Source organism: Paragemmobacter amnigenus (assembly GCF_009908265.2).
GTDB lineage: Bacteria > Pseudomonadota > Alphaproteobacteria > Rhodobacterales > Rhodobacteraceae > Paragemmobacter > Paragemmobacter amnigenus.
The window spans coordinates 73,994-95,461 of record NZ_JAAATX020000001.1 but is presented as its reverse complement, the minus strand read 5'-3'; the positions used below and the strand labels follow the sequence as shown (position 1 = coordinate 95,461).

Below are 21,468 nucleotides of genomic sequence, written 5' to 3'. Positions count from 1 at the left end.
TGGCTCGTTTCCTCTGGAGAAAAGATTTCAGGAAGACGCTGTGCAGAATCCGATGTTCAACCCTGAGAAAACGCTTGGGAGTTCAAAGGCGAGTCAACCGCAGAACGACGGCATCGGGTTCACGCTGTCCCTCGGACAGGAAAAGGCTTCGGTTCAGGTGGTCGTGCACTTCGGTAGCAGTTTCGAACCGGATCACCGTGCGGAAGTAGACCTGGGTCGGGTCGACGCGTTCCCCGCGCATCATGGCAGCCATCACCTCGGGAGGGGCGTGACGCAGGCCCTGGCTGTCGACCCGAATGAGACACCCGTCTTCGGCGCGGATGACATAGCGTGCATGGATGCGGGTCAGGCCATCGGCGCGGATGCGCTGTTCGTCGGCCCCGCCGGGCAGGATCGTGCCCGTCAGGCCGGGGCCGCTGACCGTTCCGCCCAAGATGGGCACGATCCGCGCCTCGCCAAAGCCGTCATTGCCCAGAGCGACGGGGCGACCGACCTGCAGGCGGAATTCGGCAAAGAGGGTCATGCCACCCGCTCCATGGCCCCGATGATCGGCGGCTGGGCGTTCAGCACCTCGACCGAGAAGCCCGACAGGCGCTTGTAGTGTTCGGCATGGGCCGCCAGCTTTTCGCGCGGCAGGATCGGTTCAAGGTCGTCAAAGACGCCGCCGCACAGGTCCTCGACCATCTGCATCACCGCATCCGGTCCCTTGCCGCGATTGGCGCGCAGGATGCCTTCGGCGCGGGGGCGCATCTCGGCCTCGTAGGCAAGAAGGGCCGTGCGGTTCGGGCCATGATCGCGGATGGCCGCGCCGAGCTTGCGGGCGTCGATGATCGCCTGAGTCGCGCCGTTCGAGCCCACGGGATAGGTCGCATGCGCCGCATCGCCCATCAGGGTGACGCAGCCGTCGGTCCATGAGGGCAGCGGCTCGCGGTCTACCATGGGATATTCGTAAACCAGGCCGGAGGCGCGGATCAGACCGGGGCAATCGACCCAGCCGAAATCCCAGCCCTCGAAAGCCGGAAGGAAATCGGCCTTGTCGGCCGGACGGTTCCAGTCGCCCTTGGCCATCGCGCGGGCTGGATCCACCCGCATCTCGGCAATCCAGTTGATCGTTGCCATGCCGGTCGCGGGGTCTTCGGGCGTCAGCGGATAGGCTACGAAGCGCTGGGTATCATGTCCGGCAAGGAACATCGCATTCCCGCCAAGGAAATGCCGCCCCGGCGAGGTACCGCGCCACATGATGGCGCCGTTCCAGATCGGCTCTCCTTCATCCGGCACCATCTGCTTGCGGATCGCCGAGTGGATGCCGTCGGCGGCAATCGCCACATCGCCCGACACCCGCCGACCGTCCGTCAGGATCAGGGTTGCGCCGCGGTCACCGGTTTCGACTCCGGCGATACCGGCGCCCGTCTCGACCACATCGCCCGCGCGGTCCTGAAGCACCTTCAGGAGCAGCATCTGGAACTGGCCGCGATGCAGCGAGAATTGCGGCCAGGCATAGCCCGCAGCTAGCCCGCGCGGTTCGACCCAGATAGGCAGGCCGGTCTTGGTGTAAAATCCATATTGCCGGGTCCGGATGCCGATCCGGTCAAGCTCTGCCTCCAGACCGAGGTCGAAAAGCTCGCGCACGGCGTTGGGCTGGATGTTTATCCCGACGCCCAAGGGGCGAAGGCCCGCGACGCGTTCAAGGATGCGGAAGGGCAGGCCAAGTTGATGCAGGGTCAGCCCCAAGGTCAGTCCGGCAATGCCAGCCCCGGCAATCAGAATCATTGGTCTTTCCCGCCCGCCTCAGACGGGCGCCTCCCACAGTTCGATGTAGACATGGTTTTCGTCACCCGGCTCGGCCAAGGCCGTGCCCAAGTAGACGGCGTCCCCCAGTGTCCGGTGCGGCCCGTCCGGAACCTCGAGCATGGCGCGCGTCCGGCCGGCATAGCTGCCGTCGGGTTGCGGGAACATGCGTCCGGCATTGGTCACCATCACAGGTGTGCCGTCCTCAAGTTCCAGACAATAGCGCGCCTCGATCTCGTAGGTGCCGTCGGGCAGACGGACGGCGAAATCCGCCCCGCCGGGCAGGATGCGTGCCGACCAGCCGATACCGCGCGCCTCGCCGCCGGCAATCGGGAACATGGCGCGGACCCTGCCGCTGGCGGCGGAGAATTCCAGGGCCTGCCCCAGATCCGCGCGGATCACGCAGGCGCGCCGGACCCTTGGCTGACCCGGCGAAGTCCGGGCACCCAGAGAGGTGATGTCCGCGGCCAGACCGTCAGATGGCATGTCCGATCCTTTCCGTTCTGCCGTCATGCCGTTGCACCCTTGCGGTGCGGGCGTTCCACGCAGGCGTCGGTGAAGATGAGGTCGATCAGCGGTTCAAATTGTGCCTGAAGCACGGCCCTGTGTTGGGTCAAAGTCTGCTCTTCCGAGGTGATCAGGTGGATGAAACAGGGCATCCAGCGTTCGATCAGCACTTCGGCAAGGAAAGCGGGCGGGCAGTCGCCTGCCGCCCGGGTCTGCAGGTCAAGCTCTGCCAGAAAGTCGGTGAGGAAGACATGCAACGCGTTGGAGACATTTCGGTATTCCTTCGACAGACCGGTTTCCGGATGCCGGATGGCGGCTGCTTCGGCGTAGCGCCACACGCGTTTGCCCGCGACATCCAAGGTCCGCGACGAGACGCGCAGGAACAGATCGACAATGAGGGTGACCAGATCGGCCCCCTCGCGCCAATGCAGGCCCTTGTCCCGCTCGCGCGCCTCTCTGGTCCCTTCCGAAATCATCGCGATCAGGATGCCGTCCTTCGAGCCGAAGTAGTTGAAGACGGTCGGTGTCGACACTTCTGCCGCCGCCGCGATCTCGGCCATGGTCGTGGCGTCGATGCCTTGCAGGGTGAACAGGTCTCGGGCGGCGGCGATGATCTCGTCCCGGCGCCGTGCCTTTTTGCGATCCCGCAGGCCAGGCTTGGCACTGTCTGCCAGATGTTCCATCGGCCCTACATCCCAAAAACTTATGTCGATAAAACTTTTGATTGACTAAAGTTATTTTGTCAATACGCCTAGACCATCCAGCGGGATGGGTCTGATGCTCGAGATTCGAAACCTGACGAAGAGCTTCGGGAGGGGTGCGACGTCCGTGACCGCCTTGAGCGAAGTCACGTTCCCGATTGCGGAAGGGGAGTTCTTCACGCTTCTTGGACCGTCAGGCTGTGGCAAGACCACGCTTCTGCGCCTGATTGCGGGGTTCGAGCCGCCCAGCGGTGGCCAGCTTGTGCTGGACGGTCGTGACATCGCCCGGTTGCCTCCCAACAAGCGGCCGGTGAACACGGTCTTCCAGAACTACGCCCTGTTTCCGCACATGACCGTCGCCGAGAACGTGGGCTTTGCGCTGGGAGCGCAGGGGCGGCCGCGTTCAGAGATTGCCGCGACGGTCGAACGGATGCTGGCGCTGGTGCAGCTGGGTCATCTGGCACACCGCAAGAGCGGCGAGTTGTCGGGCGGTCAGCAGCAGCGGGTGGCATTGGCACGCGCGCTGGCGCCGAAGCCGCGTATCCTGCTTCTGGACGAGCCGCTGTCCGCCCTGGACATGAAGCTGCGCAAGGACATGCAGGTCGAACTGAAACGGCTGCAGCAGGAAACCGGCCTCACCTTCATCTTCGTTACGCATGACCAGGAAGAGGCGCTGACCATGTCCGACCGCATCGCGGTGATGAACGGCGGACGCATCCAGCAGATCGCCACCCCGCGCGAACTGTACGACCAACCCGCCAACCGCTTTGTCGCAAGCTTCATCGGCGAGAGCAACTTTCTCGACGCCACCTGCGCTCGGGGAAGGCTCGTGCTTTCGCAGGCAGCGGGTCCACTGCCCGTCTCACATCCCGACGGGCCGGTTACGCTCATGGTCCGGCCCGAGCATGTGGTCCTCGGCTCCGCGCGCGGCGGTGGGCTGACCCTCGCGGCAAGGGTCGAACGGCTGGTCTATTTCGGTACGGACACGCATGTGCACCTGTTGCTGGCGGATGGGGCAAGGATGGTGGCGCGTGTCCAGAACGCCCTGCGCGGCGGTGCGCCCTGCGCCGAAGACGACGTGATCGAAGTCACACTGCCGACCGATGCCCTTCGGCTTCTGCCCAAAGAGGCTGGCTGACATGGCGACGGATGCCGAAACCCTGTCCATCCGCGCGGATACGCGCCGTCGCTGGGTCCTCGCTCTGCCCGCCGTCACGATCATTACCCTGTTCTCGATCCTGCCGCTCGGCGTCGTCGTTGCCTATTCATTCCTGACGCCCGGCGATTACGGCAACGTGAAATGGATCATTTCGTTCGAGGGCTGGTTTCATGTTCTGTTCGAGCGCGACATCTTCGACGACACGGTCAGCCTCTCCGATGCACATTTGACCATTGTTGTAAGGTCGGTCCTGTTGTCTCTGGCAACGACGGGCATCACGCTGGTCCTCGGTGTGCCGACGGCCTGGTTCATCGCCACCCGGCCGCAAAGGCAGCGGGCGTTCTGGCTGTTTCTCATCACCATTCCGTTCTGGACGAACCTTCTGGTGCGCACCATCGCGGTGCAGGAGATGATCCGCAGCGACGGCATCGTGAACCGGCTGCTTCTTTGGCTTGGCCTGATCGACGCCCCGATCCAGATGATGTTCACCAATTTCGCCATCCTGCTTGGCATGGCCTATGTGTTCCTGCCCCTAATGGTGCTGCCGGTCTATGCCGCGATCGAGCGGTTCGACTTCCGGCTGGCCGAGGCCGGATATGACCTTTATGCCTCGCGGCTTTACTGTCTGCGCAAGGTGGTCCTGCCGCAGGTGAAGGCGGGGATCATTGCGGGCTCGATCCTGGTCTTCGTGCCCTCGCTTGGTGCCTATGTCACCCCGCGCATCATGGGCGGCGGCACGACGCTCATGCTTGGAAACCTGATCGAGACGCAGTTCGGCCAGGGCCGCGACTGGCCCCTGGGTGCGGCACTGTCGCTTACGCTGACGGCCTTGGTTCTTGTGGCGCTGGTCTGGTACACGCGCCTGACAACGCGGGAGCGGCGCGATGGTTGAGCGCGGCTTTGACATCCGCCGCCTTCCCGGAGCGGCGACGCTGGCGATTGCCTGCTTCGTGATCCTTTACATCCCGATGGTCATACTGGTTGTGAACTCGCTGAACGGGGGCCAGTCGATCAGCCTGTGGGAGGGCGTGTCGCTGCGCTGGTACGCCGTCGCACTGCAGAACGAGGGGTTTCTGAACGCCGCAAAGACCTCGTTGATCCTCGCCACGACGGCCGCGCTTGTGGCGACGGTGACCGCGACGATGGCGGCGCTCGCTACCACGCGCAGCAGGGGATTCCGGGGCGAAGGCGCGATCAACCTGATCCTGAACCAGCCCCTCATGGTGCCCGAGATCGTGCTGGCCATCGCGCTGCTGATCATCCTTGCCCAGATCAAGCAGGCGACCGGCTATATGGGTCTTGGCTATCTGGTCGTCGCGCATAGCGCCTTCTGCATCCCCTTCGCCTACATGCCGATCCGCGCGCGGCTGCAGGGCATGGACCTGACGCTGGAAACCGCCGCTGCCGACCTTTACGCCAGCCGGTTCTACACGTTCCGCAAGGTGACCTTGCCGCTTCTGGCACCGGCGATCCTTGCGGGTTTCATGCTGGCCTTCGTGGTGTCGCTGGACGACGTCGTCATCTCGGAATTCCTGAAATCGCCCGGCCAGGACACGCTGCCCACGTATCTTCTGGGCCAGCTGAAACGCAACCTGACCTCGGAAATCTACGCCATCTCCTCGCTTCTTCTGCTGATCAGCGTGCTGATTGTTGCGGGGTCGTGGCTGCTGACAAGAAAAAAGACCTGACCCGATAGAGGAGCCTGCCATGAAGACCAGACTTGTCCTGACCACGGCCATCCTTTCTGCAACCACGCTTCCTGCCTTTGCGGAAGGCGTGCTGAACATCTACAATTTCGGCCTGTATACGCCTCCGGACCTGATCGAGAAGTTCGAGACGACCTATGGTGTCGAGGTCACTCTTACGGAATATGACAGCAACGAAACCGCCATGGCCAAGATCGAGGCGGGCGGGCACGGCTTTGACATCGTGGTGCCCTCGGCCTCGGTCGTGCCGATCTACATCGGGAAGGGCCTTCTGCTGAAGTCCGACCCGAACACGATGGAGAATTTCAAGCACGTCGCGCCGGAATGGGTCAGCGTGGAGTGGGACCCGGACCGATCCTATACCGTGCCGTGGGTCTGGGGCACGACCGGCATCATGGTCAACAAGGACGTCTACGCGGGCGACATCAACACCTCGGCCATCTTCCTTGACCCGCCGGACGAGCTGAAAGGCAAGATCAACGTCGTCCCATCCATGAACGACGTGATCGATCTTGCGATCATGTATGTGGGCGGCCAGCCCTGCACGACGGACAAGGAGGTGCTGAAAGCCGCGCGGGACAAGCTGGTTGCCGCGAAAGAGCATTGGGCGTCGATCGACTACGCGAGTTTCGAGAAGTTCATCAATGAAGACCTGCAGGCCTCGGTCTTCTGGAGCGGTGCCGCCATGCGTATCCGCGCGGAAAACTCGGGCTTCACCTACGGCTTTCCCAAGGAAGGCTTCCTGAAATGGCAGGACAATGTCGCCATTCTGGCCGACGCCCAGAACGTCCGGAACGCGAAGCTGTTCCTGAATTTCATCATGGATCCGGAAAACGCCGCGATGATCTCGGACTACACCGGATATGGCAACGGGATTGCCGGCAGCGAGGCCTTCATGTCCGCCGACCTGCTGGCGGCTCCGGAAATGACCATCCCTGACGATGCCGCGCCGGTGGCCCGGTTCCAGCAAACCTGCTCGACCGAAGTGCAGGACCTTTACAGCCGGATCTGGACCGACCTGACCAAGTGATCCGCACAGCCCTCGCGCCGGGGTGACCCGGGGCGAGGCGCCGCCACCACAACCTGTAACGCCTGCCCGATGCCTCGGGGTAGACGGCACGGCCCTGTTCCCACCCTTCGAGAGGACCGCGATGGCAACCGACGATCTTTACAAGCTTGACGCCTCGGCCACCGCCGCCGCGATCCGCGCGGGCCGCGTCAGCAGCCGCGCGGTGACCGAGGCCGCCCTCGCACGGATGGACGCGGTGAACCCGTCCCTGAACGCCGTCGTGCACCGGTTCGACGGGGAAGCCCTTGCCGCGGCCGATGCAGCCGACCGCGCAGTGCGCGACGGCCTGCCGCTCGGCCCGCTGCATGGCGTACCGGTCACCACGAAGATCGACACGGACCTTGCAGGCCATGCCACGACCACGGGGCTGGTCGCGCTGAAAGACGCCCGGGTTGCCGAGGATGGAATTCCTACGGCCAATCTGAAAAGGGCAGGCGCGGTGATCATCGGGCAGACCAATGTGCCGGCCTTCTGCTATCGCTGGTTCGCGTCGAACGATCTGCATGGCATCACGCGCAATCCCCATGATCTGACCCGCTCGCCGGGCGGGTCTTCGGGGGGGGCGGGGGCGGCGGTGGCGGCGGGGATCGGGGCGCTGGCGCACGGCAATGATGTGGCAGGATCCTTGCGCCTGCCCGGATCGGTCAACGGCGTCTACGCGATTAAAGGAACAATGGGTCTCATCCCCACCTTCAACCCGTCGCAAACCGGTGAAGCCACCATCGGGCTGCAGATCGGTGCATCTGATGGCGTGATCACCCGTTCCGTCCGCGATCTGCGCCTGGGTATGTCGGTCCTGGCCCAGCCCGATCCACGCGACCCCGACCAGGTGCCCGCGCCCGAAGTGACGCCCGCACAGCGCCTGCCTTGCCGTGTTGCGATGTGGCTGGGTGATGGCGATACGCCGGTTGATCCAGACGTGGCCGCCGTGGTGCGGCAGGCGGCAGGCTGGCTGTCGGAGGCGGGATATGTCGTCGAAGAGGTGACTCCTCCGCATCTGTCGGAAATGGCCGAGCTTTGGATGGCGCTCTTGTATGCCGATGCCTCCGACCCGGTGCGCGCTGTCTTCATGGAGCTGGGCGACGAGGCCTTCCGACGGTCGTTCCTGTTCACCTCGGACAGCTTGCCCAAGCTGGACCAGAACGCCCATACCGAGGGTTGGGTCCGCCGCATGGCGATCCGCCGCGCTTGGGCGATGTTCTTCCAGACATGGCCCCTGGTGCTGACGCCCACAACCTGCGTGCCGCCCTTGCCCATCGACCACGACACGGTGGACCTTGCGACGATGGGCCAGATCATCCGCGCCTACCGTCCCTTGCCGCTGGTGGCGGGCCTTGGCGTGCCGGGGCTGACCGTTCCGGCAGGCAAGGTGGGAGGTCTGCCGGTCGGCGTGCAGATCATCGCGCGCTGGTTCGAGGATGAACGCTGCCTTTCGGCTGCCGAAGTCATGGAGCGCCGGATCGGGTCGCTCTTGCCAGTAGAGCCCGTGGATTGAGCTGCTGCTGGTTTCGTGGAGGCAGGTTAAGCTAGCATAGCGCGGGCCTCGAACTCCATGGGGCTGAGGTAGCCGAGTTTCGAATGCCGCCTGCGCGGGTTGTAGAAGCGCTCGATGTAATCGAAGACATCGGCACGGGCTTCGTTGCGGGTGCGGTAGACCTTCCGTGCCATCCGTTCGGTCTTCAGCGAGGAAAAGAAGCTCTCCATCGCGGACCTCGCCATGGTCGCTTGGACCAGTTGCGCGACCATGGCTCGATCCCAGACGTTGCCCGCGCGGCTCATCGAGCAGGTGATGCCGTTGTCGGCCAGCAGACGCTGGAACTGCTCGCTTGTGTATTGCGATCCCTGGTCCGAGTGATGAAGCAGCGCGTCAGCCTTTCCTCTTCGCCAGACGGCCATCATCAGCGCGTCCATGACCAGAGATGCATCTCGTTCGGCCTTCATGGACCAACCGACGATGCGCCGTGAATACAGATCAAGGACGGCTGCGACGTAGAGCCAGCCTTCCGCGGTACAGATATAGGTGAAGTCGGCCAGCCACTTCTGGTTTGGCCGGTCGGCCTGGAAGTCGCGCTTGAGGATATTGTCGGCGATGACCGACCGTTCGCCGTCGTCCTTCGGCTTTCCGCGGCGTCTTGGCCTTGCGCGCAAGGCATTGATCCGCATCAGCCGTTCGATCCGGTGAAGGCCGCAGGCCAGCCCCTCTTCCAGCACATCGTGCCAGACGCGGCGAGCCCCGTAGGTCCGGTCGCTGGCCTTGAAGCTCGTCTCGATTGCCGTGACAAGCTTGGCGTCATGGATCTCGCGGGCGCTGGTCGGACGATTGAGCCAGGCATGGAAGCCGGATCGCGAGACCTCCAGCACTTCGCACAGCCAGGTGACGGGCCAGATGTGACGACGCTTGGCGATGAAGGCGAACCTCATGTCGCCTCGCGCGCGAAAAAAGTTGCCGCTTTCTTCAGGATGTCACGCTCCGCACGAAGACGCGCGTTCGCGGGTCTGCTCGAACCGGTGGCGCAGCCCCGCTCACCTTATCTTCGGGGCTGCAATCTCGGCCAGATCGGCCTGCATCTGTCCGTTCCCGGGAAACGCCGTCACCGGTGTCGCGGTCAGTTCCCGCATCCAGCGACGAAGAACGCTCTCGGCCACATCCAGATCACGGGCCGCCTGCGCCACCGCGACGCCCCGATCCGTCACCAGCCTTACGGCCTCGATCTTGAACTCACGGCTGAACTTCCATCTCGTCATATCCACTCTCCAGTTCCTTGGTCACGATCTTATCTTCGTGGCCACGAAACCAGCAGCAGCTCACCCTCAGACATCCCGTGCTTGCGGCAGAGATCGGCACACTTCGCGCCCGCCTCATGCTCCTGCAGGATGCCAATGATCTGCTCTTCCGTCAGTCGCGCCTTCTTCATCGTCCGTCCTCTCCTTGGGCCGGACTCTAATCGTAGATGGAGGAAAAATCCCGTGGCAGGTCAGCAGAAAGGTGAAGCGGGGCACCCGAAGCGCCGAGGCGGCACCATGCAACCCATTGATTTCATTCATGTCGCGGAGGTTTCTTGGCTGGGGCGCTAGGATTCGAACCTAGGTATGGCGGTACCAAAAACCGCTGCCTTACCACTTGGCGACGCCCCAACCGTGGGGGGGTGTTTAGCGAAGGGTTTTCGGGCGTGCAAGGGGGGCCGATGGAAAAATCTGCCGGATTGTGAAGGTCGGGCAGAGGGGCTAGGCAAGGGGCATGAAACGCGTGGATGTCATCGTGCTTGGGGCCGGAGCGGCCGGAATGTTCGCCGCGATCGAGGCGGGGCGGCGCGGGCGGCGGGTGCTGGTCGTCGACCATGCGGCGGCGGCGGGCGAGAAGATCCGCATCTCGGGCGGGGGGCGGTGCAACTTTACCAATACCGGTTTCGGGGTCGAACGGTTCTTGGGGAAGAACCCGCGCTTCGCCCTGTCGGCGCTGCGCCGCTTCACCGCGCAGGATTTCATCGCGCGCGTCGATGCGGCGGGAATCGCCTGGCATGAGAAGACCCTCGGGCAGCTGTTTTGCGACGGGTCGGCAAAGCAGATCGTCGACATGCTGCTGGGGGATATGGCGCGCCGGGGGGTGGAGCTTTGGCTGGGCTGCACGCTGGGCGCGGTCCGGCAAGCGGCGGGCGGCGGGTTCGAGGTCGAGACGGGGCGGGGTGTGGTGGGTGCTGCCTCGGTCATCGTGGCGACCGGGGGGAAGTCGATCCCCAAGATGGGGGCCACGGGATACGGCTATCAGGTGGCGGCGGCCTTCGGCCTGCCCGTGACCGAGACGCGGCCCGCGCTGGTGCCGCTGACATTCGCCGAGCAGGAACTGGACTGGATGCGCCCGCTGGCCGGTGTGGCCGTGCAGGGGCGGGTGAGCCGCGGCAAGACGGGGTTCGACGAGGCGTTGCTTTTCACCCATCGCGGGTTGTCGGGGCCTGCGGTGCTGCAGATTTCGTCCTATTGGCGCGAGGGGGAGGCGATCCGCGTCGACCTTGCGCCGGGGTTGGATGTGGCGGCGTTCCTGCGGGCCGAGAAGCAGGCGGCGGGTCGGGCGGCGCTGCGTACGGCGCTGGGAAAGCTGCTGCCGGAAAAGCTGGCGCGGCTGATCGAGGCGCAGGCGGGCGCGACGGGTGGGCCCATGGCCGAGGTCGGGCGGGCGGTGCTGGACCGCGTCGCGGCGCAGGTGTCGGGCTGGGAGTTGCGGCCCGTAGGCAGCGAGGGCTATCGCACGGCAGAGGTGACGCTGGGCGGGGTCGATACGGAGGCGCTGGATGGCCGGACGATGGAGGCCAAGGGCGTGCCGGGGCTTTATTTCGTGGGCGAGGTCGTGGATGTGACGGGCTGGCTGGGGGGATACAATTTCCAGTGGGCCTGGTCGTCGGGCTGGGTGGCGGGGCAGGTGGCGTGAGCCGTGCCTGAGCCGTGCCGCCGAAGATTTTTCTGGCGAAAAATCTTAAGTGCGATCCTTCTGGCGAAGGATCGGGCACTACTCTGAACCAAGGCTGCGGGCAGGTGGTGGGCAGTGTTTCTGCGACGGTGCCGCCGGCGCGGGGCGTCTGGGCGATCCTTCGCCAGAAGGATCGTGGCGAAGGAATTTCGCAGAAATTCCTTCGCGCGCGTCAGACGCGGAGCGGGTTTGCCTTGGCCAGATGGTCGAAGGCCATCAGCGTGTCGACCAGTGCAGGCATGTCCGACAGGTGGACCATGTTCGGCCCGTCCGAGGGGGCGCTGTCGGGGTTTTCGTGAGTTTCGATGAAGACCCCCGCGATGCCCACGGCCACGGCACAGCGCGCCATGAGGGGCGCGTATTCGCGCTGCCCGCCGCTTGATCCGCCCTGACCGCCCGGCTGCTGCACGGAATGGGTGGCGTCCATGATGACGGGCCAGCCCGTTTTTGCCATGCGGGGCAGGGCGCGCATGTCGGCCACCAGCGTGTTGTAGCCGAAGCTGGTGCCGCGTTCGGTCAAAAGGATGCGGTCATTGCCGGTGGAGGCGACCTTTTCGGCCACATTGTCCATGTCCCACGGGGCAAGGAACTGGCCCTTCTTGATGTTGACCACCGCGCCGGTTTCGCCCGCCGCAAGCAGCAGGTCAGTCTGGCGGCAGAGGAAGGCGGGAATCTGGATCACGTCCACCACGGCGGCCGCCATGCGGGCCTGTTCGGGGTCGTGGATATCGGTCAGCACCGGCATCCCCATCGCGCGGACCGCCTCCAGCACCTTCAGCCCCGCGTCGATGCCCAAGCCCCGCCTGCCCTTGAGCGAGGTGCGGTTGGCCTTGTCGTAGCTGGCCTTGAACACATACTGCGCGCCGGATGCGGCGCAGGCTTCGGCCATCTTCCCCGCGATCATCTGGGCGTGGTCGAGGGATTCGAGCTGGCAGGGGCCTGCGATCACCAGAAGCGGGCTGTCGTTGCTGACGGTCAGCCCGCCGATCTTTACTGTCTTCATCTTGTCCTCAGGCCGAGACCTGTTCGCGCAGGATTGCGGCGGTCATCGACAGGATGAGGTATATACCGGCAAAAATCAGCATCGCCACCACCGTGTTCTCGAATGCGCGGGGATAGGTCGCCTCGTCCGGTGCGACGGGCGCGACGGAGAGCGAGATATATCGGGCCTGACGGTTTGCCTCAATCCGCGCGGTCTCCATCGCCTGAAGCGACTGGGCCAGCATCATCTGGCGGGTTTCGGCATCGGCTTCGGCCACGGCGAGTTCGGATTGCACGCGGGCAAGCGACTGGCCCGAGGCATCCTCTTCCACCAGCTTGGACCGCAGGGTGGCGATTTCGGATTCCAGCGTGGCGATGCGGCGTTTCAGCGGTTCCATCCGCGCGGCATTGGGGTTGGCGTTCGACTCCATCTGCGCCAGCGACAGTTTGTCGGCGGTGAGCTGGCCTTCGAGCTGGCCGATCTGGCCGGTGATCAGGCTGACCTCGACATCGGAGGAGAGCACCTTGAAGCGTTCCTGCAACTGGACCGAGCGCTGGCGGGCGTCGAGCAGGGCCTGCTCTGCCTCGGCATAGCTGTCGCGGGCGCCCTTCATGGCATCCTCGCGCAGGCGCTGGGTCAACTGGTCCACCTGTTCCTCGGCATAGCCGATGAGGGCCTGCGAGAACTGGACCGAGGTCTGCGGATCGGGGGCGATCACCTCCATCCGGATGATGCCTTCGGTCGGGTCGTAGGAGACGAGGACGTTGCGCTGGTAGATCTTGTAGGCGGCTTCGTTGGTGGCGTCGGGTTCGAGGCGCTGGATCGGGTCGATATGAGGGGCCGAGAACACCTCGCGGAAGCCGATGTCGCGGTCGAGGCGCAGCATCGCGTCGCGCGATTGCAGATAGCCCTGCACGGTGATCGAATCCTGCATGTTGGCCATCGGTGTGGTGGCCAGCCCGCCCAGACTGCTGCTGCCGGGTGTCTGCGGCATGGCCTGCTGGATCACGAATTCCGTGCGCGTGGCATAGAGGGGCGTTGCCACGACGTAGTAATAGAAGCCCGCAAGGACGGTGGGCAGGAGGACAAAGAAGAAGAGCCGCGCCATGAGCAGGAGAGAGCGGCGGCGGCGGCGGCGTTGCAGATCGAGCTGCATCTGCATGATCTCGGCCGCGGGGTTGATTTCCGGCATCGGCGCGGGAACCTGCACCGGCTTGATCGTCTGGGGCAGGCGCTGGCCTGCGGGGACGGGCACCATGCCGCCCCGTGCGGGGGGGGCGTCCGGGCCTGCGGCCTCCATCTCGGCGCCGGCGGCGGCGACGATGTCGACGACCGGCGTGCTGCGGAAGGGATCGAGCCCCGCCTGCCGCAAGAGGCGCACGGCGTCGAAGTCCGACGTGGCGGGAAGCCCGTATTTCTGGGCCATGCGACGGGCGAGGCGAAGCTGGCGGCCGGTCAGCCCCTCGCGCCGGATCGCGTCGAGTTCGGCACCTGCCGGTCCGTCGGCGGGAAGCGCCACGGCATCCGTGTTTGCGGTCGGGGCCGCGCCTGCCGCGGTGGGATAGGGCTGGCTGCCGAAGCCGTCCTCGGACTGTTCGAAGAGCGCCTCGTTCGTGGCGGCGGGAATCGGGCTGCGCGGCGCGGCGGCGCGTGGGGGCTGGGCGGCCATCGCTCCGGTGGCAAGGGACGCGCGGACGGCTGCGGGCATGGCGGAGGGCGCGGCCTGTTCCATCCGGTCGGGCGCGGGGCGGCGCGGCACGGGCTGCGGCAACGGCTCGGGACGGCGGGTGTGGTACCGCTTAACCTTGAGTTTCATAATTATACAGCCGTTTCGCTTCTTCCAGAGTGTCGAACATGTGCAGCCGTCCGTTCCGCAAGACTGCCGCCGAACGGCAGAACTTTTCGAGCGTGGAGGCCTGATGGGAGACGATGACGACGGTCGCGTTCTCCAGCCGCTGGCGCAGGATGGTTCCGGCCTTGCGGTTGAATTCGGCATCGGTCGTGCCGGGCATTCCCTCGTCTATCAGATAGATGTCGAATTCGAGCGCGAGGAGCAGGGCGAAGTTGAAGCGCCCCCGCATCCCCGACGAGTAGGTGCCCACGGGCATGTCGAAATATTCGCCGATGTCGCAGAGCCACCGGCAGAAGCTTTCGACATAGTCGGGATCAAGCCCGTAGAGCCGCGCGATGTAGCGGGCGTTCTCGGTCGCGCTGTGGCGGCCAACGACGCCGCCCATGAAGCCGAGCGGAAAGGAGATTCGCGCCGACCGCGTGATCCGCCCTTCGTCCGGCTGTTCGAGCCCCGACATCATGTTGACGATCGTGGTCTTGCCCGTGCCGTTGGGCGCGAGGATTCCCAGCGAATTGCCGAGTTCGACGCGGAAGCTGGCCTGATCGAGAATGACCTTGCGCGTCTTGCCGGTCCAGAAGGACTTCGAGACGTTTTCGAACTCGATCATTCCTGCCCCTTTACCTGCAACGCGACGTCGCCTGACCTTTGGCCCTGCTAGCCATACTTTCGGGCATCATTATGTCGGAAGTTCCACCAAGATGACAATGCCGCCCCGGCGGGGCGGATTGTCCACACCACCGGTCAGCGCTTGCGGGGCAGGAATCGTGCCAGAAGGTGCGCCGCCGGCCATGCGAGAAGCGACAGGACAAGGCCAAGGCGCGCCGCCTCGGCCATGGCGCCACCGGGGAGGGCGGTGTCGAGCGCAAGGACGGGCGCCGTGAAGGCCATGCCCGAGAGCATCGCGACGAGCAGGAGATCGCGGATGCGGATTCCTGCGGGCATGGGCAGGCGGAAGAGCTGCGCGACAAGGAGTGCGCCCAGCATCAGGCCCAGTGGCTTGCCGATCCAGAGCGAGGCGAGGACGGTCAGGGTTGTCACGTCGAAGGCAGAGGGATCGACCGCGCCCTGCGTGAAGCCCACAAGCAGCAGAACGACCGCGAGCGGGCGGACCAGCATGTGGGCCAGACGGTTGAGCGGGTCGTGTAGATATTCCTCGGCCTCGGCAAAGAGGCCGAAGGCGCGGTCGGCATGGGGAATGGCAGGGATCACCGGCAGAAGCCCCAGCGCCCCCGGAAGGCCCGCGAAGGTGACGCCCAGCCATCCCGCCGCTCCGGCCAGCAGATAGGGCCAGAGCGTGAGGGCGCGGCGACGGTCGCGTTCGGTCCCGCCCGTGCGGGTCTGGCGTCCGTGCAGCCGCCAGACGGCCAGCGACGAGGCCAGCGGCAGCAGCAGCCACAGAAGCTGTAGCCCTTCGCCCGGATAGGCGAGGCCGAGGATGAGGATCCCGAGGATGGTCGAGGCGATGGAGAGCAGAAGCAGAAGGTGCAGCGCAGGATGCCCGGGGCCGAAGACCATGCGTCCCGCGACGAAGCCCAGCACGATCTCGGACCCGACGGGCAGGGGCCAGCCGCTGCCGGTCGGGACGAATTCATCCGTCACGAAAAGCGCCGAATGCAGCAGCCAGATCGCAACCGCGCCCGCCAGTCCGCCTGCAACGGCCCCGGCAGGCAAGAGAGCCCGCCGCCCCGAAAGGGCCCCGCGGGTGAGGATCAGCGCCTCCCACAGTTCCTTGGCGACGAAGAACAGGAAGAAGGCCATCAGCAGATCGGCCGTGACGGTTTGCGGGGTGATGACCAGCGTCTCGCCCGCGATCCAGACGGGTTTGGGCAGGTCGATCAGGCGGTATTCGACAAGGTCGTAATAGCCGGCAGGGTCGATATTGACCCAGAGCGTCGCAAGGCCGATGCCGCCGAGCAGGGCCCAGGCGAAATGGCGGACGAAGGGTGAGACGCGATACATCTGCGGGGCGCCGGTGTGTTGGGGAACCGGCGGCGAGGTAAACAGGGCAGCGGGAAGCCGCAAGGCGGCGCGGACCGATTGCCGCGCCGGTGTTGCCCCCGCGCATCCGGAAGACCATCTGTGATGGCCGTGCCCTGCGCCCCCTGCGGATGATGCTGCCATGCCCACACCCCCTTTCGATGATCCCGCCGCTGCCGGATCGGTCTGTGCCACGGCTCTTGCCGGGGCGATCCGCGGATGCAGGATCTGTGCCGGACGTTTCGCCGCGACCGCGACGGCGCATGAGCCGCGCCCCGTGGTCTGGTTCCGGCCCGCCGCGCGGTTGCTGATCGCGGGGCAGGCGCCGGGGGCGCGGGTCCATGCCTCGGGCCGGCCCTTCACCGATCCCTCGGGGGACCGGCTGCGCGACTGGACGGGCCTGTCGGAGGCCGCGTTCTATGATCTTGACCGCGTGGCGGTGGTGCCCATGGCCTTCTGCTTTCCGGGTTATGATGCCAAGGGGGCGGACCTGCCGCCGCCGCCGGTCTGTGCACGGGAGTGGCGGGGACGGGTGATGGCGGCCATGCCCGGTCTGCGGCTGGTGCTGGCGGTGGGGGGCGCGGCGCAGCGCTGGCATCTGGGGACCGGGAATGTGACGCAGGCCGTGGCGGAATGGCGCGACCATGCCGCGCGGGGCATCTGGCCCTTGCCGCATCCGTCGTGGCGGAATACCGGATGGCTGAAGCGTAACCCGTGGTTCGGGGCCGAGCTGGTGCCCGCGCTGCGTCAGGCCGTGCGCGATGTGATGGAGGACGGGCAATGACCCCGCTGGACGCAGCCTATGCCGCAATGGCCGAGGACGAGGACAACCGTCTGCAATTCTATGAGCGGCTGGCCGATGGCGAGATGTTCCTGATGCTGGAGGAAGAGGCGGCCGGGGCGGACATCCGCCCGCGCGTCTTTCCGCTGGAGGACGGGCCGGTGGTTCTGGTCTTTGACCTCGAGGAGCGGCTGGCGGAATTCGCGGGCGGGATACAGCCCTATGCCGCCTTGCCGGGGCGCGTGATCGCGCAGCAATTGGCGGGGCAGGGGATCGGGCTGGGGATCAATCTGGGCGTGGCGCCCTCGGCCATGGTGCTGCCGCCCGAGGCGGTGGACTGGCTGGCGGGGATGCTGGAGGCCGCGCCGGAAGAGGCCGAGGCGGTGGCCGAGGCGTTCCACGCGCCGAAGGGGCTGCCGCAACGGCTGGTCGAGGGGCTGGATGCCAAGCTTGCGCGCGCGGGCGGTCTGGCGGGGGCGGCGCTGCTGGCGGGGGTGACCTATCGCGGCGGGCGGCGGGGGCACATGCTGGCCTTCGTCGATGCGGTGGCGGGGGCCGAGGCGGCGCTGGCGCGCGCGGCGGGCGAGGCGCTGGCTTTCTCGGGCGTCGAGGCTGGCGAGATGGACGTGACCTTCCTCGCGGGAAACGATCCGGCGACGGCCAGCATGGCGAAGGTGGCGTTGCGCTTTGACCTGCCCGCGCCGGTGCGGGCAGAACCGGCCGCGCCGGTTGCGCCGGGATCGGATCCGGCGAAACCGCCGCGCCTGCGGTGAAGGGGCGATTTTTCTGCGAAAAATCGGGCGCGGGTGGCTGGTGTCGGGGCGGAGGATTTGGGGTAAAATAATACCGCAAATCACAAGCTATTGAAATACAATAAAACTATTCCGTTTCCGGCGCTTGACCTGCGCGGCGCTTCACGCGATAAGCCGCCATCCGAGATTCCGGGGGGCAGCCCCCGCTTCAACTTCACAGGGTTCGAGATGAAAACCTTCACGGCTACGCCGGCGGACATCGAGAAGAAGTGGATCCTGATCGATGCCGAAGGCATCGTTCTGGGCCGCCTCGCCACGATCGTCGCCAACATCCTGCGCGGCAAGAACAAGCCGACCTTCACCCCCCACATGGACATGGGTGACAACGTCATCGTGATCAATGCCGACAAGATCCAGATGACCGGCAAGAAGCGCGACGACAAGGTCTATTACTGGCACACCGGCCATCCGGGCGGGATCAAGCAGCGCACCGCGCGGCAGGTGCTGGAAGGCAACCATCCCGAGCGCGTTGTGATCAAGGCCGTCGAGCGCATGATCACCCGCAACCGTCTGGGCCGCCAGCAGATGACCAACCTGCGCGTCTATGCAGGTGCGGCCCATCCGCATGAAGCCCAGCAGCCCACCGTTCTGGACCTGCGCGTCCTGAACCCGAAGAACACGCGGAGCGCCTGATCATGGCCGATATCAAATCCCTCGACGATCTGAAGTCGGCCGTCGCCGGTTCGGCCCCCGCCGCTGCGGAAGCGGCTGCGCCCAAGGCTCCGGTCCGTGATGCGCTGGGTCGGTCCTATGCGACCGGCAAGCGCAAGGATGCCGTCGCCCGTGTGTGGGTGAAGCCCGGCTCCGGCAAGGTTGTGGTCAACGGCAAGGATATGGCGGCCTATTTCGCCCGTCCCGTGCTGCAGATGATCCTGAAGCAGCCCTTCCAGATCGCCAATGTCGAAGGCCAGTTCGACGTCTACGCGACGGTCGCCGGTGGCGGTCTGTCGGGTCAGGCGGGCGCGGTGAAGCATGGCATCTCGAAGGCGCTGCAGCTTTATGAACCCTCGCTGCGTCCGGCGCTGAAGGCTGCGGGCTTCCTGACCCGCGACTCGCGCGTCGTCGAACGGAAGAAGTACGGCAAGCGCAAGGCGCGCCGGTCCTTCCAGTTCTCCAAGCGCTGATCCGGAAGATATGTGTTCGAAAGGCCCGCCGCTTGGCGGGCCTTTTGCTTTGGGTCCGGATCTGTGCGCGGATGCACAGGGATGGCGCAGCGGGCCTTGCGAGGCTGTTGCTCGCGCGCCCGTGACTGGCGCCCCGTACGGGATGCGAGGCGAGGGCGCGGCTGCAACGGCCGGATGCTGCGGTCCAGACCATGCGGCGGCGGGGAACGCGGGGTGCGGGAGGAAGTTTCGCTCACACCGTCCAAATCTGCGTGAGGTCGCGCGATTGGCATGTGATTTCAACCCTTTGCCCGATCGCACCATAGTCATTGCCACGGACCGCGACGGTCCGCGATGATTTCAGAAAGAAAGAGAGGCTTGAAATGAAAAACCTTGCGACCGTTTCCGCGCTGGTCCTTGCTTCGGCGCTGCCGTCCTTTGCCATGACGGGGATGGATGGCACCCTGTCCACCGCAACAAAGATGGAGGCGCGCCAATTGGTGCCGAATGCCGATCTGGATAACCTGACTCCGGCGCAGGCTCTGGCCATCTCGAATGCTGTCCACAGCGACGAAAGCGGGGCTGCTGCCCTGATCCGGTCGATCCTTGCCCAAGGCTGAGGCGGATAGCGGCCGGTGACGGATGGCGGGGCGGGCCTTGGTCCGCCCCGTTCCTGTCTGCCTTCGGGCAAAAAAGAAGGGCCGGTATGCCCGGCCCAGTCAGGGGATCGAAAGGAAAGCGCGGGTCAGTCGCGCCAGAAGGGCTTGCGGCATTCGACCTGCGCGGCGGCAGATGTCAGGCCGATATCGGCAAGGATGTGGCTGTCCAGACGCGCGAGGGCGCTGCGGGTGCGGCGGCGGTCTTCCCAGCGCGCGACGGCCAGTGCCAGCGAAACCAGCGCGCGCGACAGCGGCGGCAGGGTGACGGGCAGGGCGGCGTAGGCGGTCCGCGAGGACATGGGAAGCTCCGATCTTTTGTGTTGATACAATGTGGATGATCTGTCTATATGGATAGATACAATAGGCGGCGTACATCTGCCAGAGGAACATTGTGGCCGATACAATCTGGAAACCCGATCTGGCGGCCTATCCGGGGCCGAAATATCTGGCCCTGTCGCGCGCGCTGCGCGAGGCGATACGGTCGGGCGAACTGGCCGAAGGGGAGCAGCTGCCCACGGTGCGCGATCTGGCCTGGGTTCTGGGCGTGACGCCGGGCACGGTGAGCCGCGCCTATGCGCTGGCCACGCAGGAGGGGCTTCTGGCCGCGACCGTGGGGCGGGGGACCTTCGTGGCGGCCCGCGCGCCGAAGCTGGGGCCGACGCAGCCTTTGCTGATCGAACGGGATCCGGAATACGTGCGGGGCCGCATCGACCTGCGCGCGCCGCGCCTGCCGGATGTGGGCCAGATACCGGCGTTCCGCAGCGCGATGCAGGCAATCTCGGCGCGGTTGGACGAGGACTGGATCGACTATACCACCCAGCGCAGCGAGGCGCCCTTGCGCGAGGCGGTTTGCGGCTGGCTGTCGGACCGCGCGCTTGGCAGTTTCGGGCCGGAGGATATCGCGCTGACGGCGGGGGGGCAGAATGCCATCAACCTGATCCTGCTGTGCTGTCTGCGCGGGGACAGGCCGGTCGTGCTGACCGAGGAGCTGGCCTATCCCGGGTTCCGCCATGCCGCGCGGCTGGCGCGGGCCGAGGTGGTGGGGGTGGAGACTGATGCCGAAGGGATGATCCCCGAGGCACTGGAGGCCGCCTGTCGCCGCCACGGGGCGCAGGTGCTGTGCCTGACGACCGAGGCGCAGAACCCGACGACGGCGCGGATGGGGATGGAACGCCGCCAGCGGATCGCGGCGATTGCCCGTCATTTCGACCTTCAGGTGATCGAGGACGATTGCTACACGCTGTCGGAAAGCACGTGGCCGTCGCTGCGCGCGCTGGCGCCGGAACGGGTCTGGCATGTGGGCAGCCTGTCCAAGACGATCTCGGCCGCGCTTCGGTTCGGCTTTATCGTCTGTCCGGCGGGCATGGGAGAGACGGGGCGGCTGACCGCGCAGCACGCCTTCTTTGCCTTGCCCCGTCCGGTGAGCGACCTTTGCTTGCATCTGTTCCAGAGTGGCGCTGCCGTGGATATCCGTCGGCGCGTCGGAGAGGAACTGGCGGGCCGGATCAAGGTGATGGTCAACACGATCGGGCGTTTCGATCTGGCCTGGCAGCCGGGGCTGCGTTTCGCCTTCCTGCGTCTGCCGCTGGGATGGCGGGCCTCGACCTTCACGCGGATGGCCGAGGCCGAGGGCGTGCTGGTCCGGTCGGCGGACGAATATGCGCTGAGCCACGGGCGGGCACCGCAGGCGGTGCGGCTTGCGCTGGCGGGGCATGTGTCGGACGCGGATTTCGCCGGGGCGATGGACCGGCTGGCGGGGCTTCTGTCGCGCCCGCCCTATGACCCGCCGGCGGTCTGATTGTGGCGGGATTGTGGCGGCAAGGCGGCGAGCCGCGCCACAATTGCGGCCCGAAAGGGCGGAATTGTGGCAATCGAGTCTCGGTTTGATCGCTTCTTGCCGCGGGTGTGGA

21 protein-coding genes, 1 tRNA gene and 2 pseudogenes are annotated in these 21,468 nt (G+C 65.7%); 12 read left to right on the top strand and 12 right to left on the bottom strand.

The window, feature by feature from the left end; translation table 11 throughout:
• Nucleotides 1-82: 82 nt before the first annotated feature.
• Genes GU927_RS00505 through GU927_RS00490 form a run of 4 tightly spaced genes read right to left on the bottom strand, consistent with a single transcriptional unit; the run spans nt 83 to nt 2,978 of the window.
• Nucleotides 83-523: a DUF3237 domain-containing protein gene (locus tag GU927_RS00505; RefSeq protein ID WP_161760243.1), complete on the bottom strand. Its 441-nt coding sequence runs from the start codon at nt 521-523 to the stop codon at nt 83-85.
• Nucleotides 520-1,770 carry a flavin-dependent oxidoreductase gene (locus GU927_RS00500; RefSeq protein ID WP_161760242.1) on the bottom strand — a complete coding sequence of 417 codons (1,251 nt, stop codon included), beginning with the start codon at nt 1,768-1,770 and terminating at the stop codon, nt 520-522. The genes GU927_RS00505 and GU927_RS00500 overlap by 4 nt, the downstream gene beginning before the upstream one ends.
• 18 nt (nt 1,771-1,788) lie before the next feature.
• A complete protein-coding gene (locus tag GU927_RS00495) occupies nt 1,789-2,274 on the bottom strand; it encodes a DUF3237 family protein (protein WP_161760241.1) in 486 nt (161 codons plus the stop codon).
• 23 nt (nt 2,275-2,297) lie between these two features.
• Entirely contained in the window at nt 2,298-2,978 is a 681-nt protein-coding gene (locus tag GU927_RS00490) for a TetR/AcrR family transcriptional regulator (protein WP_161760240.1), read from the bottom strand.
• A 94-nt stretch (nt 2,979-3,072) separates the two neighbouring features.
• On the opposite strand from GU927_RS00490, the gene GU927_RS00485 reads away from it, so the two are divergent.
• From GU927_RS00485 to GU927_RS00465, 5 genes are all read left to right on the top strand, one after another.
• The gene (locus tag GU927_RS00485; RefSeq protein ID WP_161760239.1) at nt 3,073-4,134 is read left to right on the top strand and encodes an ABC transporter ATP-binding protein; all 1,062 of its coding nucleotides are present in this window, start codon (nt 3,073-3,075) and stop codon (nt 4,132-4,134) included.
• A gap of 1 nt (nt 4,135) precedes the next feature.
• Nucleotides 4,136-5,047 carry an ABC transporter permease gene (locus GU927_RS00480; RefSeq protein WP_161760238.1) on the top strand — a complete coding sequence of 304 codons (912 nt, stop codon included), beginning with the start codon at nt 4,136-4,138 and terminating at the stop codon, nt 5,045-5,047.
• Nucleotides 5,040-5,843: an ABC transporter permease gene (locus tag GU927_RS00475; protein WP_161760237.1), complete on the top strand. Its 804-nt coding sequence runs from the start codon at nt 5,040-5,042 to the stop codon at nt 5,841-5,843. Before GU927_RS00480 ends, GU927_RS00475 begins: the two co-directional genes overlap by 8 nt.
• 19 nt (nt 5,844-5,862) lie before the next feature.
• Nucleotides 5,863-6,891, top strand: a complete 1,029-nt coding sequence (locus GU927_RS00470; protein WP_161760236.1) for an extracellular solute-binding protein — start codon at nt 5,863-5,865, stop codon at nt 6,889-6,891.
• Between the two features lie 121 nt (nt 6,892-7,012).
• Nucleotides 7,013-8,425 carry an amidase gene (locus tag GU927_RS00465; protein WP_161760235.1) on the top strand — a complete coding sequence of 471 codons (1,413 nt, stop codon included), beginning with the start codon at nt 7,013-7,015 and terminating at the stop codon, nt 8,423-8,425.
• Nucleotides 8,426-8,451: 26 nt separating this feature from the next.
• On the opposite strand, the pseudogene GU927_RS00460 reads toward GU927_RS00465, so the two are convergent.
• The 3 genes and pseudogenes from GU927_RS00460 to GU927_RS00450 all read right to left on the bottom strand — a co-directional run bounded on the left by GU927_RS00460 (nt 8,452) and on the right by GU927_RS00450 (nt 10,065).
• Nucleotides 8,452-9,675, bottom strand: a pseudogene (locus tag GU927_RS00460) (IS3 family transposase).
• A 65-nt stretch (nt 9,676-9,740) separates the two neighbouring features.
• Nucleotides 9,741-9,845, bottom strand: a pseudogene (locus GU927_RS00455) (transposase); the annotation flags it as partial.
• A 145-nt stretch (nt 9,846-9,990) separates the two neighbouring features.
• Nucleotides 9,991-10,065 (bottom strand) — tRNA-Gln (locus tag GU927_RS00450).
• 103 nt (nt 10,066-10,168) lie between these two features.
• Here GU927_RS00450 and GU927_RS00445 point away from each other — a divergent pair.
• The gene (locus tag GU927_RS00445) at nt 10,169-11,353 is read left to right on the top strand and encodes a BaiN/RdsA family NAD(P)/FAD-dependent oxidoreductase (RefSeq protein ID WP_161760234.1); all 1,185 of its coding nucleotides are present in this window, start codon (nt 10,169-10,171) and stop codon (nt 11,351-11,353) included.
• 211 nt (nt 11,354-11,564) lie between these two features.
• Here GU927_RS00445 and kdsA read toward each other — a convergent pair whose 3' ends face one another.
• The 4 genes from kdsA to GU927_RS00425 form a co-directional block, all read right to left on the bottom strand.
• The gene (gene kdsA / locus GU927_RS00440) at nt 11,565-12,395 is read right to left on the bottom strand and encodes a 3-deoxy-8-phosphooctulonate synthase (RefSeq protein WP_161760233.1); all 831 of its coding nucleotides are present in this window, start codon (nt 12,393-12,395) and stop codon (nt 11,565-11,567) included.
• 7 nt (nt 12,396-12,402) lie between these two features.
• A complete protein-coding gene (locus tag GU927_RS00435; protein WP_232489077.1) occupies nt 12,403-14,190 on the bottom strand; it encodes a capsule biosynthesis protein in 1,788 nt (595 codons plus the stop codon).
• Nucleotides 14,174-14,833 (bottom strand): ABC transporter ATP-binding protein, encoded by a 660-nt coding sequence (locus GU927_RS00430; protein ID WP_161760232.1) that lies wholly within the window; start codon nt 14,831-14,833, stop codon nt 14,174-14,176. Before GU927_RS00430 ends, GU927_RS00435 begins: the two co-directional genes overlap by 17 nt.
• Before the next feature lie 134 nt (nt 14,834-14,967).
• On the bottom strand, nt 14,968-16,185 hold the full coding sequence (locus GU927_RS00425) for a Na+/H+ antiporter NhaA (RefSeq protein ID WP_161760231.1): 1,218 nt from the start codon (nt 16,183-16,185) through the stop codon (nt 14,968-14,970).
• Nucleotides 16,186-16,345: 160 nt separating this feature from the next.
• Here GU927_RS00425 and GU927_RS00420 point away from each other — a divergent pair, with 160 nt between their 5' ends.
• The 5 genes from GU927_RS00420 to GU927_RS00400 all read left to right on the top strand — a co-directional run bounded on the left by GU927_RS00420 (nt 16,346) and on the right by GU927_RS00400 (nt 19,519).
• A complete protein-coding gene (locus GU927_RS00420; RefSeq protein ID WP_161760230.1) occupies nt 16,346-16,987 on the top strand; it encodes a uracil-DNA glycosylase family protein in 642 nt (213 codons plus the stop codon).
• Nucleotides 16,984-17,757 carry an SseB family protein gene (locus tag GU927_RS00415; protein WP_161760229.1) on the top strand — a complete coding sequence of 258 codons (774 nt, stop codon included), beginning with the start codon at nt 16,984-16,986 and terminating at the stop codon, nt 17,755-17,757. The genes GU927_RS00420 and GU927_RS00415 overlap by 4 nt, the downstream gene beginning before the upstream one ends.
• Before the next feature lie 207 nt (nt 17,758-17,964).
• Nucleotides 17,965-18,429: a 50S ribosomal protein L13 gene (gene rplM / locus GU927_RS00410; protein WP_161760228.1), complete on the top strand. Its 465-nt coding sequence runs from the start codon at nt 17,965-17,967 to the stop codon at nt 18,427-18,429.
• 2 nt (nt 18,430-18,431) lie between these two features.
• Nucleotides 18,432-18,920 (top strand): 30S ribosomal protein S9, encoded by a 489-nt coding sequence (gene rpsI / locus GU927_RS00405; protein WP_161760227.1) that lies wholly within the window; start codon nt 18,432-18,434, stop codon nt 18,918-18,920.
• Nucleotides 18,921-19,282: 362 nt separating this feature from the next.
• Nucleotides 19,283-19,519, top strand: a complete 237-nt coding sequence (locus GU927_RS00400) for a hypothetical protein (RefSeq protein WP_161760226.1) — start codon at nt 19,283-19,285, stop codon at nt 19,517-19,519.
• Nucleotides 19,520-19,644: 125 nt separating this feature from the next.
• Here GU927_RS00400 and GU927_RS00395 read toward each other — a convergent pair whose 3' ends face one another.
• Nucleotides 19,645-19,857: a DUF1127 domain-containing protein gene (locus tag GU927_RS00395; RefSeq protein WP_161760225.1), complete on the bottom strand. Its 213-nt coding sequence runs from the start codon at nt 19,855-19,857 to the stop codon at nt 19,645-19,647.
• Nucleotides 19,858-19,949: 92 nt separating this feature from the next.
• Here GU927_RS00395 and GU927_RS00390 point away from each other — a divergent pair, with 92 nt between their 5' ends.
• A complete protein-coding gene (locus tag GU927_RS00390; protein WP_161760224.1) occupies nt 19,950-21,356 on the top strand; it encodes an aminotransferase-like domain-containing protein in 1,407 nt (468 codons plus the stop codon).
• Nucleotides 21,357-21,468 lie beyond the last annotated feature (112 nt).